This is a genomic window from Sediminibacterium sp. FW305-C-269, assembly GCF_058231045.1.
This window is the reverse complement of the sequence record NZ_JBIQXQ010000001.1, coordinates 396243-408313: the sequence shown is the minus strand read 5'-3', so window position 1 is coordinate 408313 and position 12071 is coordinate 396243. Positions and strand designations below refer to the sequence as shown.

12 protein-coding genes are annotated in these 12071 nt (G+C 48.2%); 2 read left to right on the top strand and 10 right to left on the bottom strand.

Going from position 1 to position 12071, the window contains the following annotated elements; genetic code table 11:
- Positions 1 to 322 precede the first annotated feature (322 nt).
- The 3 genes from tatC to ACH3Y6_RS01680 all read right to left on the bottom strand — a co-directional run bounded on the left by tatC (position 323) and on the right by ACH3Y6_RS01680 (position 3017).
- Positions 323 to 1135, bottom strand: coding sequence for a twin-arginine translocase subunit TatC (gene tatC / locus ACH3Y6_RS01690; RefSeq protein ID WP_490833834.1), 813 nt, complete (start codon positions 1133 to 1135; stop codon positions 323 to 325).
- Positions 1136 to 1300: 165 nt separating this feature from the next.
- Positions 1301 to 1696 carry a nucleoside 2-deoxyribosyltransferase gene (locus tag ACH3Y6_RS01685; protein WP_490833833.1) on the bottom strand — a complete coding sequence of 132 codons (396 nt, stop codon included), beginning with the start codon at positions 1694 to 1696 and terminating at the stop codon, positions 1301 to 1303.
- A gap of 49 nt (positions 1697 to 1745) precedes the next feature.
- Positions 1746 to 3017 (bottom strand): hemolysin family protein, encoded by a 1272-nt coding sequence (locus ACH3Y6_RS01680; protein WP_490833832.1) that lies wholly within the window; start codon positions 3015 to 3017, stop codon positions 1746 to 1748.
- A gap of 495 nt (positions 3018 to 3512) precedes the next feature.
- On the opposite strand from ACH3Y6_RS01680, the gene ACH3Y6_RS01675 reads away from it, so the two are divergent.
- The gene (locus ACH3Y6_RS01675; RefSeq protein WP_490833831.1) at positions 3513 to 4193 is read left to right on the top strand and encodes a hypothetical protein; all 681 of its coding nucleotides are present in this window, start codon (positions 3513 to 3515) and stop codon (positions 4191 to 4193) included.
- A gap of 349 nt (positions 4194 to 4542) precedes the next feature.
- On the opposite strand, the gene ACH3Y6_RS01670 is transcribed toward ACH3Y6_RS01675, so the two are convergent.
- From ACH3Y6_RS01670 to ACH3Y6_RS01640, 7 genes are all read right to left on the bottom strand, one after another.
- Positions 4543 to 5532: a potassium channel beta subunit family protein gene (locus ACH3Y6_RS01670; protein ID WP_490833830.1), complete on the bottom strand. Its 990-nt coding sequence runs from the start codon at positions 5530 to 5532 to the stop codon at positions 4543 to 4545.
- A 70-nt stretch (positions 5533 to 5602) separates the two neighbouring features.
- Entirely contained in the window at positions 5603 to 6220 is a 618-nt protein-coding gene (gene lptC, locus ACH3Y6_RS01665; RefSeq protein WP_490833829.1) for an LPS export ABC transporter periplasmic protein LptC, read from the bottom strand.
- Entirely contained in the window at positions 6213 to 7583 is a 1371-nt protein-coding gene (gene bamG / locus ACH3Y6_RS01660; RefSeq protein WP_490833828.1) for a BamG family beta-barrel-assembly machinery protein, read from the bottom strand. The genes lptC and bamG overlap by 8 nt, the downstream gene beginning before the upstream one ends.
- Positions 7555 to 8283: a type III pantothenate kinase gene (locus ACH3Y6_RS01655; protein WP_490833827.1), complete on the bottom strand. Its 729-nt coding sequence runs from the start codon at positions 8281 to 8283 to the stop codon at positions 7555 to 7557. The genes bamG and ACH3Y6_RS01655 overlap by 29 nt, the downstream gene beginning before the upstream one ends.
- Positions 8284 to 8421: 138 nt before the next feature.
- Positions 8422 to 9063, bottom strand: a complete 642-nt coding sequence (locus ACH3Y6_RS01650) for an LON peptidase substrate-binding domain-containing protein (protein WP_490833826.1) — start codon at positions 9061 to 9063, stop codon at positions 8422 to 8424.
- A gap of 16 nt (positions 9064 to 9079) precedes the next feature.
- Positions 9080 to 9850: a glycosyltransferase family 2 protein gene (locus tag ACH3Y6_RS01645; RefSeq protein ID WP_490833825.1), complete on the bottom strand. Its 771-nt coding sequence runs from the start codon at positions 9848 to 9850 to the stop codon at positions 9080 to 9082.
- Positions 9843 to 11066: an O-antigen ligase family protein gene (locus tag ACH3Y6_RS01640; protein ID WP_490833824.1), complete on the bottom strand. Its 1224-nt coding sequence runs from the start codon at positions 11064 to 11066 to the stop codon at positions 9843 to 9845. Before ACH3Y6_RS01640 ends, ACH3Y6_RS01645 begins: the two co-directional genes overlap by 8 nt.
- Positions 11067 to 11103: 37 nt before the next feature.
- Here ACH3Y6_RS01640 and meaB point away from each other — a divergent pair, with 37 nt between their 5' ends.
- A complete protein-coding gene (meaB, locus tag ACH3Y6_RS01635) occupies positions 11104 to 12000 on the top strand; it encodes a methylmalonyl Co-A mutase-associated GTPase MeaB (RefSeq protein ID WP_490833823.1) in 897 nt (298 codons plus the stop codon).
- Positions 12001 to 12071: the final 71 nt, after the last annotated feature.

Sequence of the window (12071 nt, the reverse complement as noted above, 5' to 3'; positions counted from 1 at the left end):
GATTGGAAAGATAGGGCTGCAAAATAATGTACGAATGGAGTAGAAGTGGGTGGGTGGGGGTTAAGGTGGTTAAATGGGGTTAAAAAAGTCAAGGTGGTTAAAATGGTTAAAGCAGTTAAAGAGGTTAAAGGGGGGGGCTTGGTCTCACTGGGTAGCCCTGTAACGCTCTAAACCATTCTAACTGCTTTAACGATTTTAACCTCTTTTAACCGTTTTAAAGGGTTATGGGGAAGGTACGTAAGCGCCCCCCCCATTTTAACTATTTTAACCTATTTAACTCTTTTAACTATGCGTTACCTCAAATCGGCTCTACAGACCCGGTTTAATCCCATTCTTCGTCTTCCTGTTTGTCCTGCTCCCTTTTTGCTTTGGCAGAAACCAGGATACTCAGTTCATACAGCAGCCATAAAGGAATGAATACAATCATCTGGCTCATCCAGTCGGGACTGGGTGTGATGAATGCTGCCAGGATCAGGATAACTATAATAGCATATTTACGTGCCTGGCGCAGGAAGCTGGGTGTGACCAGGCCGATCTTGGTAAGGATAAAAGCCAGTACCGGCAGTTCAAATGCCAGTCCGCAACCCAGTATGATATTGGTGAGGTTATCTATATAATCCGCCAGCGTGGGCATGGTGGTAATAAAACCCTGTGTACCCAGCTGAAAACCGCCCAGGAAGTTGAAAGTGAAGGGTCCCAGCAAAAAATAACCAAAGGCAGAACCGGTAAAAAAGAAAAAACTTACCCAGAAGATCACAAAGCGGGTATTCTTGAGTTCTTTTTCTTTCAGGGCGGGTTTTACAAAACGCCAGAACTCCCAGAATATGAAGGGAAACGCTGCAATGATACCACCGATCAGGGCCATGGAAATACTGCTGAGGAACTGACCGCCAAACGTGTTACTGATCATGTTCACTTTTACTGCGGGCATACAAAGTGCATCGCCCATATGTGCCCAGTGACTGAACTGGCAGAGTTTGCGGTAGCTGATGAAGTCGGGGTTCAGCGGGCCATAGATCACGTTATCAAAAACCCAGTTACGGTAAATGAAGATGATGACCGCCATGACCAGTATGGCCAGTACCGAGCGGATGATATGTACCCTTAATTCCTCAAGATGATCAATAAACGTCATCTCATTATTTTCCGATCCGCGGTTTCTGTTAAATATTGCCATTGCGTTCTTTGACTGTTATCAGCGGCCAAAGTTACGGGTATGGATAACATAAAAAACAGGGGTTTTGGGGTGGATAAGCCGATTTTTTGGCCGGCTCCGGCATTTTTCGGCGGGTGTCAGGCTTTACAGCCCTGCCAGTACTGGCTCCAGAACAGCGGCTATGGCGCCGGCATTCGTATAGATAAGTGAATGGGTAGCACTTCCGGATGCGGTGGTGGAATGTTCGGCTCCTGCATTGCGCAGGCAGATCACCGGTTTTTGCAGGGCGGCAGCATAACCGATCTCGATACCTACGCCCATGGCTTTTTCAGAAACTTCGGCGATCAGCAGGTCTGCTGCCTCAATTTCACGGAATGCATGCTGCATCATCTGTTGTTCTTGCTGTGGCACAAAACGGTATCGGTCCACAAAAACAAAGAGATGGATCCGGTGTTCGTTAAGTACTTCCCGGATGGCGTTTATTTCAGCATCCAGTAATGGCCTGCTTTGATAACCAACGGAGAAATAGGCTTTTTTCATGGGGCTTCCCTTAAACAGGGTTCAATGACTTACACTGTACCGGAAAGTATTACCGGAGAATCTTCATTTTTACCGACTCGATCCGGGTATCGCTTACGTTCAGGATATCGAACCGGTAATCATCGATGATGATGGTCTCTTTCTGCTTGGGAATGGTTTCGTGTTCGTTGATGATATAACCGCTCAGGGTTTCAGATTCGCCTGAAGGGAATTTCATGTCGTATTTCTCATTCAGGTAATCCAGTTCCATACGGCCGCTGAAAATGAATTCATCTTCTGCCAGCTGTTTTTCTACCAGCTCTTCCACATCGTATTCATCCTGTATTTCACCAAAGATCTCTTCCAGCACATCTTCCATGGTCACAATGCCTGCGGTGCCGCCAAACTCATCCACCACCCAGGCAATGCTTTTTCTTTCCTTAGTGAATTTGCCGATCAGGTCCGTAGCGCTCATACTCTCCGGTACCGCCATGATCGGGTGCAACACAGAACTAATGGAATCGGGTTTCTTGAAAAGGTCCAGCTGGTGTATATACCCCAGAATAGAATCGATATTGTCATCATACACTACCAGTTTACTCAACTGCGTGCTGATGAAAGTCCTTTTGGCTTCTTCTATCGATGTATTGATATCAATGGCTTCGATCTCGGTCCTCGGCACCAGGCATTGCCTGATCTTTACCATAGGCAGACTTAACGCATTCTCGAACAGTTCGGTGTTCAGTTCCTGGCTGTCTTCATCCTGCTCTTTGGATTGCTGGAAAAAATGTTCCAGGTCTACTTTGGTGAAAGCATCTTCCTTGTCCTTTAACCGTACATTGAACATATACTTGAGTATCCACTGCGAGATATCCACAAAAAAATTGGTCAGGGGCAGGAACAGGGTATGGAAAAAATTGGCTACACGCGCAAAAAAACTCAGCAGGGAATCGGCTTTGGCCCTGAAGATGGCTTTGGGGATGAATTCGCCAAATACCAGTACCACCAGCGACGACATCAGCGTATCAAAACCCAGTTTCACATATTCGTTCTGGAATTTCAGGCTGGTCCATAGGGCCGTCCAGATGGTCTTCGACATCAGCTCATGTACCAGCAAGCCGTAGATCACCAGGAACAGGTTCAAACCGATCAGGCAGGTACCGATGAAGCGGGCGGGATGCTCCATAAAATTGGATAAAATGATCCCGCTTTTTTTACCCTGTTTTTTCTTGAGTTCGATACTCAACCGGTTGGCCGATACAAAAGCGATCTCATAACCGGCAAAAAAACCGATCAGGATCAATGTAATGCCTATCCAGATAAGGGTATACAACTCCGTCATGGAGGGAAATTACAGAAAAATTATGATTAACAAGGGCGTGAATCGTGAGCAGTGAGTGGGGAGGGTTGTTTTATTTGCCGGGTGGGGGTATTAGAGTTTTTTCTGTTAGTGCGGTGATGTTCAGGATGATTGTTGTTGTAAATGATGGGTTTAGCAATGTATATGGAAAATTATTTTAGGAGAATGTTTTCTGTGTGATGAAAGTTGTGGTGTTTTATCATCAGTCGGGTCTTGACAAAGCCCTACCTGCTGTGTATATTTAGCAAGGAAGGCAGTTGGGATCGATCCCTTTTTATCAGGTATCGGATCGGTTGCAGGGCGCTCCCGGGTGTTAGCCGAATACAGGCTGAATTGCTACCGGTTATGGAATGGGCAGGAGTAGTATGTGAGCAGGACAGAGATCGGATAGTGACTGGATAGTGACTGGATAGTCTTAGCTATAACTTAGCTATAAGTTCGCTATAACTTAACTATAACTTCGCTATAAGAAAAACCATGCATCAGCCACCACCCTGCCCCGATCCGGAACGGTATATTCTGGTTAAGACACAGGAGGGAAGCTTTTGGCGCCTGAAACGTGGGTTAAAGAAAACGGCGGTATTGAACGATAAGATGTTGTTGCATGCCAACTATCTTTCTGTTTCGAGTAAGGCTGCCAGCAGGATGTTGCAGGTTTTGAGGCCCTATTTATGTGGGCTGAGTCCCGGTCGGATCAATACCCGCTTTTCTTCTTTTCTCCATAAAAGCCTTACACGGTCAGGAAAAGCCGACTATGCTTTTTTCCGCGACTATGATTTTCAGAAGAAACATACATTATCATCCCTCCTGATCGGTGGACCGTTCGTACAAAAGGAGGAGGGCCGTATCGGGATCCGGTTGTCATGGCCTCCGCATGGAGATATCATCATTGTCAAGAACCAGCTCATCAATGGTTTTGAATTTTCGGCTATTCTGTTGTTGGGTGATCCCTGTGGCATCAACCCTCCTTCTATCACTGCGGTTACATCGCCAGTATTCCTGCCCCGCAAAAAAGAGGAGCCTTGTACCTTATGGCTCCCAATGCCTGCCAGTGACCAGTCCTGGATCCTGTTTTGTAAAGTATCCTGCTATGAAAACAATGCGCCAGCCCATCATTACAAGCACTATGCTATGAAAGTAATGTTGGTGAACAGCTGAAACCCTGCTGAACAATAATAAAGTAGTGATACGCTCCTCATGTTCCAGTGAACTTTCAGAATATCTCTGCTAAGTAAGACAATTGATGTCACTCACCATTCACCCCCTCACACAAATGCCCCGTTTTTACGGGGCACGTTCGCCGATCGCTAAAAACATGAGAAAAATCGGCTGTGTGAGCTCGTGGAATAATGAATATTGAACAAGGAATGATGATCTGAGCGTACTTCAACATTCATCATTCCTTGCTCAATATTCAAAATTTATTTGCGATACAGTTCTGGCATTTCACTTCCTATCCTACCTACCCTATATACTTATTTACTTTACATACTCCTCTACTGCCCCTCTACGCCAGATCAAGAAATGGCTTATTCTGCAGGATCTCTTCGATTTTGTTCATGACATCATCTGAAAGGAGTTTTACGGCATCGAGCGCTTTCAGGTTCTCTTCCAGCTGTGTTTTTTTGGTGGCACCGAGGATGGCGGTGGTCACATTCGGGTTTTTGATGGTCCAGGCAATGGCCAGGGCGGCAAGGGATACGCCCAACTCGCCGGCAAGTTGTGTCAGCTGTTTTACTTTGGCCAGTTTGGCGTCCTGTATCCAGCGGTTTTTGAGCCAGTCAAAACCTTCAATGGCCAGGCGTGAATCTGCGGGGATGCCCTCATTGTACTTGCCGGTTAAAAAACCTGCAGCCAGCGGGCTCCAGATGGTGGTTCCCAGGCCAACGTTCTTGAATACCGGCAGGTAATCCTGCTCCACTTTAAAACGTTCGAACATATTGTACTGCGGCTGTTCAACAGTGGGTCCGATAATATGGTACTGATGGGCCACGCGGTGCGCTTCCATGATCTCGGCGCCGCTCCACTGGCTGGTTCCCCAGTATAGCACTTTGCCTTGTTGTATCAGGTTATGCATGGTCCACACCACTTCTTCAATGGGCACATTGGTATCGGGGCGATGGCAGAAATAAAGGTCCAGGTAATCGGTCTGCAGGCGGCCGAGGGCTTCGTGACAGGCTTCCACGATGTGTTTGCGGCTGAGTCCGGTCTGGTTGGGTTTGTTGTCTTTTCCGCGCCAGCCAAAATATACTTTTGAGGAAAGGGTGAACGAGGTCCGGTCCCATTTTTTTGCCTTCAATACGCGTCCCATCATTTTCTCACTTTCACCAAAAGCGTAGCCTTCGGCGTTATCAAAGAAATTGATGCCATTATCGTAGGCAAGTCCCATCAGTTCATCGGCGCTGTTATCGGCGATCTGTTTGTGAAAAGTTACCCAGCTGCCAAAACTGAGCACGCTTAATTCGAGGCCGCTGCGCCCCATTCTTCTGTATTCCATAGTGATTTTTTTAGAACAGCAAGTTACAAATATGCAAGAGCATGGCGTTCAAATAAATGCAGAAGGTCATCTATTTATGTGTGGTATCCGCTGCAGGGCTGCTCCCGTTGGCCAGGCTGTCTGCGATCATGGCAAAACTGCCCGGTTGTATTTTGTAGAGGGTAAGGTTGGTCAGGTCTTGGTTACAGATCATACCAATGCCGGAGAAACGTTTTTGGGGATAACGCTGGCTGATGGTGACTTCTTTTTCTGTGTAGAATTTCTGCTGGTTCTGGTCCCAGTACATTTCTTTACAGAATAAGGTATCACCTTTCACATTAAAAGCTACCACGCTGTCGCGTAAGTATACCTTGCTTTCGTTCTCCATATAGCGGCCATAGCGGGCGCTTAACTGGCTTTCGATGAGGGCGGTACTGTCGTTATAAAAATCCACATGCAATGACCTGGGAAACTCTGTTTTTCTGCCGGTATCGCCCTGGTAACGGAGCATCAGGGGGGCGGTCAGGTGCGCTTTCATCTTGCCGTCCATACTCAGGTAGCTGTCAATATTCCGGCCTTCCTCCACATTCTCTTTTTTGCGGCCCAGCTCCCTTACTTCGTTCACGTCGTTTTCGCAGGACTGCATAAAAAAGCAGCCCGTCAATAAGGCTGCTATGGTAATTATTTTATGGTGGTTCCGATTAATCATACCTGCGTTTGGTAAACCAAAGATCGCTGAAACTCATTCCAAAACTGAACTGGAAATAGTTTTCTGTGATATTATTAACGGCTGAACCGCGTTTGCCTATCTGGAAAGCTGTGTTCAGGAAAGTGAACTGGTTATCGTATCCCCTCCATTTCTTGATCGGCAAACCGGCACCAAAGGATACGCCGAACTGTTTTAAGCCATTGCCATCTGCGTTGATATAGTCTTTGCCGGTAAACACACCCGCACGGTAATTCACATTGTTCCAGTAACCACGGCCAGAAGACGGGTCGGGACAGAACTGGACTCCGAGTTTCATCTGCCAGCTGTTAGACAGTTGATCCGGCTGACCGTAGAAACGGTATTTGGTCCATTGTGTAGAAGTGTATTCTGCGCCGATCGACCACATTTCAAACACACCACGCTGGTTGCTCAGTGTTTTGTGCAGGGTGAATCCCGCGGTATAGGTAGCCGGTAATTCGATCTTACCTTTTACATTGAATTGTTCAGCCACCGAATCGATCTTGTAATCGCCGTTCACAGTGGCGGTATAGGTTTGTTTGATGAGGTCCTGTGAGGCGTTCAGTTTCTGCTGTAGGGTTGCGGTTGCGCCCAGTCTGAGCAGGTAGTTCTCAGTGGTTTTAGCTTCCGTATTCACTTTTTTACCCAGAGAAAACTCATACTGGAAACCGGCATTCAGGAACATGCCACTGAAGCTGGTTTTGGTAGAAGAGATGGATTTGTAATACGAAACTGTATCATTCAGGAAAGCTTTCCTGGTATCGATCTCTCGCTTTCCGAAATTCATACCGGTGTTGAAGCCGATGCTGAAGTTGCCGATCTTTTTACCGAGTCCTATGAATAGTTGGTTTAAACCGCCCTGTCCTTCGTAAACGGTCTGCAGACTGTCACCGGCAACCCTTTCGCGGCTCTCGATGGAATAGCTGATATTGCTGAGGGGTTTTAGACCAAAAGCCAATCCCCATCCCTTGCTTCTTTTCAGGGGCATACCCAGGGAGAGGTAGGAAGGAACGAAATTATTGGTGCTGAACTTTCCGGCAGGTGTTTTGCTGACGAGCGAGCGAGAGTCGATGGTCAGACCCACATCAAAAGTCACCATGTACAGGGAACCGTAAGTGGCGGGATTGTTGAAATTGATTGCCTGGCCCACGTTGTTGTTGAGGCCATCTGCATAGGCCGCCGTGAGGCCTCCCATGGAGCGGCTGATCACGTGTTGGTTGGTATAGAATTCTCCCAGACCGTACCTGGAAAAAGGGGAGTTCTGTTGCGCAGAGGAGCTAAGCAGAAAAGAAACCGGTAAAATAGCCAGGAAAATCCTAGCGGTTGTTGAACTCACTGATCGCATACAGGCCTTTGTAGATTAAGTTAGGGTCGGCAAATATCTTGTTTTTTAGGTGTGGTACAAAAAAACCCATATCACCCCCGGTTAACAGCACGTTAAAGTTCCCGTATTTACGGGCATAATCGTCAATAATTCCATCGATTTCCCTGGCCATTCCGAGGATCACGCCGCTTAGAATATTGGTTTTGGTATCATATCCCACCAGCGGAAAGCCATATTCTGCCTTTATCAGCGGTAACAGGGCGGTCTGCTCATGCATGGCCCTGAAACGCATATTCATACCCGGAGAAATACTGCCTCCCAGGAATTCGTGCGCCTGGTTGATGAAATTATACGTGATACAGGTACCCAGCCCGATGGCCAGGTTATGTCGACCGGGAAACAGGTCTACCGATGCGGCACAGATGGCCAGCCTGTCGGCCCCGATGGTTTCGGGTTTGCCAACGGGGGTGGTAAAGGGAAGTTGGCTGGTATGGCCCAGCTTATGAAAACGGCTGCCCGCTGCCAGCACTGTTTCAATTTCCGGCGGATGGTTGATCACGGATGACAGGATGGAGTTATCCGGCCGGAACCGGTTCACCAGTTCCCGGATGGTATCAGGCTCGGCATCATCCAGTACTACTTCTTCCTTGAAGTCCCTGCCGTGAAACACAGCGCATTTTAACCGTGTATTGCCAAAATCGAAACAAATAGTGGTTTGCATAGTGAGTGGTGAGTGGTGAGTAGTAAGTCGTCAGTCGTCAGTCGGCAATGGTGAATGGGCAATAGGCCATGATAGAAATCCATTGCCCATTCACGCCCTACTCCCCACTGACTACTCACGACTGACGATTCACGTCTGTTACTTGTCAAAATTAAAGCCTTTCAGCTCTTTAAAATGCCCGTTCAGCTGGATCCTTTTTTTGAGCGCTTCCATTCCGGTCATCACGGGCAGCACTTTGCTGAGGTGCTGTTTCAGGTATTCCAGGCGGTGTATCTCATGAAAAAGTCCCAGTAATTCATATTCCTCTTCCAGCGAAAGACCGGCATGATGCGCCACATCGTAACTGGTGAGTTCCTCGTCTGGCTTGTGAAAATCCTTCTGTATGTTCAGCAGCCGGTGCAGCTCCCGGATATTTTCGAGTACCCGCTGCATCAGTTTGGGTTGCCTTGTTTCTCCATTGTTCGGGTAGTTCACAATAGCACCGCTATAGAGTTTGTCAGGAATGGATTTGATCAGTTCCAGTGTCCTGAACACCTGGAGGCCCTTGGTATGGATATCCATCTTGCCGTCCTCATACATTGCTGCAATACCTGTGATGCTTACCAGCGTGCCCATTTCGGAAAGGCCTTTCTCCAGTACAACCGGGATGCCAAACGGTTTTGCCTCTGCATAACATTCTGTGATCAGTTGCTTGTAACGGGGTTCGAAAATGTGCAGGTTCACCTGTTCACCGGGATAAACCACGATGCCCAATGGAAATATGGGGATGAAATTGGTCATGCAGCAAAAGTAATCCTTACAAGGATTGACCGTTGCCTTTGTTCAGTTCTCTTAGCCGTGCATATTTGAGCCAGGTATACCAGGCGTTCATCCGGGCAACGGTATAACCCGCTTCCCCATCCAGAAAACCCAGCCGGAACAGATAGTTCTTGATGAACGAAAAAGCAGGTGCCAGCCTGCATTTCAGCCATCCCGCCCGTTTGCCCTGCTGGTGGTATTTCAGGGCATTCAGCATGGCGTAGTTCACGGTCTTGGCAGCAAAGTCCTCGAGGTTGCGTGAGGTATAATGATGAATATATCCTTTCAGGGTTACGGTTCTGGTATCGGAAGGGAATACCAGTCCCTCGTGCACGGCGGCCTGGTTCCAGCCGCCATGTTTCCGGTTGTACAGGCGGATATGGCGGTCATTACTCCATTCTCCATGCCGGATCATCTGCTCACCCAGGAAGGCACGGAACCGGATCATATAGATCACTGAAGCATCGGTGAGAGGCAGGTTTTGCAAGGTGTGGGCCAGTTCGTTGTCAACGATCTCATCTGCATCGATGGACAGGATCCAGTCGTTGGCTGCGGCAGCCACCCCTTTGTTCTTGTTGGGACCATATCCTTCCCAGCCGGTCTCTATCAGCCGTGCGCCCAGTGAGGTAACGATCGATTGGGTGCCGTCTGTGCTGCCACTATCAACTACCACAATATCGTTGGCAACTCCCTTTACAGCCGTAATGGTTTTACCGATGATATGCGCTTCATTGCGGCAGATAATAACGACGGAGATCTGATTATTCATGCGTGACCGGTGTTTCTGCAAGTTTCTGTTGTCCAAAGAAAGCAATAAAAGCCAATACTATCACGCCTGTTTGTCCTTCCAGTGTATCATCAAACAAAAAAGGCAATAAGGCAGTAACAGAAAGGATCACTGATAAGATATTTCTCCTGGTAGTGAAATACAGCAACGCCAGGAAACCCATGGTAAAACAAATGGATCCGGGAATGCCGCTGCCTGTTCCGTATACCAACCATTCGTTGGCGGGTAAGAAACGTTCATAGTCCGGGCTTTCGGGATGATGTACCGTGTGCCATTGATCCACGGCGCTGCGCATATCCCCAAAACCCACACCCTGCAATGGGTGCTGCAGGGTAAGCTGGTAACCGGCTTTCATTGACCATAAGCGTGAAGCATCGGTATAGCCGGGGAGGGTATTGCCTTTGGCATAATTGGACAGGTCGTAGACCACATATTGTATGCGGTTGCGCAAAGTGGGAAGTGTGAAGTAACAGATGGCTGCTGTGGCAATGGCTGTTGCCACTATGGCCAGTCCTGTTTTCCATTGTTTGCGGATGAAGAAGGCATATAAAACATAGATGCCGATACCTGTATACAGACCCACCAGACCCGTTTTGGCAGCCAGCAGGTGCAGGTATACGACCAGGAAAACAATGGCTGTCGATATCCCTAACCGGGTCTGTTGTTTCTGTTCGGTAAATACAAGATGGGTGCCCAGCAGTATGGCCACCACCACCATCCAGCTGAAACGGATATGGTCGTCATCGCTGGGTGTGGGTAAGGTCTTGGCCCTGAGATAGGCTTCGTGCATGGCCGTGGTATCGGTCAGGTATTGTGAAAGGCTCCAGGTACAACCCAGGCAGATCAGCAGTAGATACAGGTAGGCTAATCGGTTTTTGTTGCGTTGGGAGATGGTTACGGAACTGATACCAAGGAATAAGGTCAGTAAGGGCAATCTCACGGCAACACTGTTCCACCAGGAATCGATATCACTGCTCCATAGGCCGGACAGGAGTACGGGTAAGAGCAGTAAGGAGATGGCAACCAGTATTTTCCGTTGTGTAAACCATTGCTGATTCCCGAAAAAGAAAGGCAATACCATCAGTACAGAGGTAAAAGAAACCAGTGCACGGCTCACCAGTAAACCCACCAACAGACCCACCAGCATCCAGCAGATCCAGGCTTCTCTCCATTTATTTTTCAACAGGACTGTTGCCATGCGTCTAAATTCGTTCTTCCGGATTACTTTAGCAATCATGTGGGAAGAATTATTAGCTGCGATACGGAAAGGCCATATCAAATCACTGGCCCGTTCCATTTCATTGGTTGAAAATGAAGTGGCGGGTTATGAATGGCTGATGCAGCAGCTTCCCGCTGTGTCAGATACCCGCATCATCGGCATCACCGGTCCGCCGGGGGCCGGTAAAAGCACCCTGGTGGATGCACTGATCGGAGAAATGGTGGCGCAGCACCAGAAAGTGGCCGTGTTATGCGTGGACCCTTCTTCACCATTTAACCTGGGAGCCTTACTGGGCGACAGGATCCGGATGAGTGAATGGTACAACCATCCATCGGTATTTATCCGTTCACTGGCCACACGCGGCAGTCTGGGCGGATTACATCCCAGGATCATTGAAATAGCCGACCTGGTGAAAGCGGCAGGTTTTGACCAGGTGATCATTGAAACGGTAGGGGTAGGACAGAGCGAGATCGAGATCGCCGGACTGGCAGATACCACGGTGGTAGTGATGGTGCCCGAAGCCGGTGATGAAGTGCAGACCATGAAAGCGGGCCTGATGGAGATCGCCGACATATTCGTTGTGAACAAGGCCGACAGGCCCGATGCAGATAGTTTTGTCAGGAACCTGCGGCTGATGCTGGCACCGGTTTTCCACCGCACCACGCATGAGATCGCCATTGTAAAAACAGTGGCTTCGCAGAAAGAAGGCGTGAAGGAATTGTTTGAGAAGATCCAAACACACCAGCAACTGGTACAGGGCAACGATAAAAAATACTGGTTACTGGCCGAGAAAGCCTATCACCTGATACAGCAGCGCCGGATGAAAGATGTAGATAAAGCAGAATTGAAAAAGCAACTGGAAAAAGCGACCGATACCAACCTGTACCAGTTTGTCAAGAAATACCTGGTGTAGTAATTTGATCTGGGGGCAATAGTAATGTTCCGGTTAGGATTGTTGGTCAGATGACAACTATTGGCGGTAAA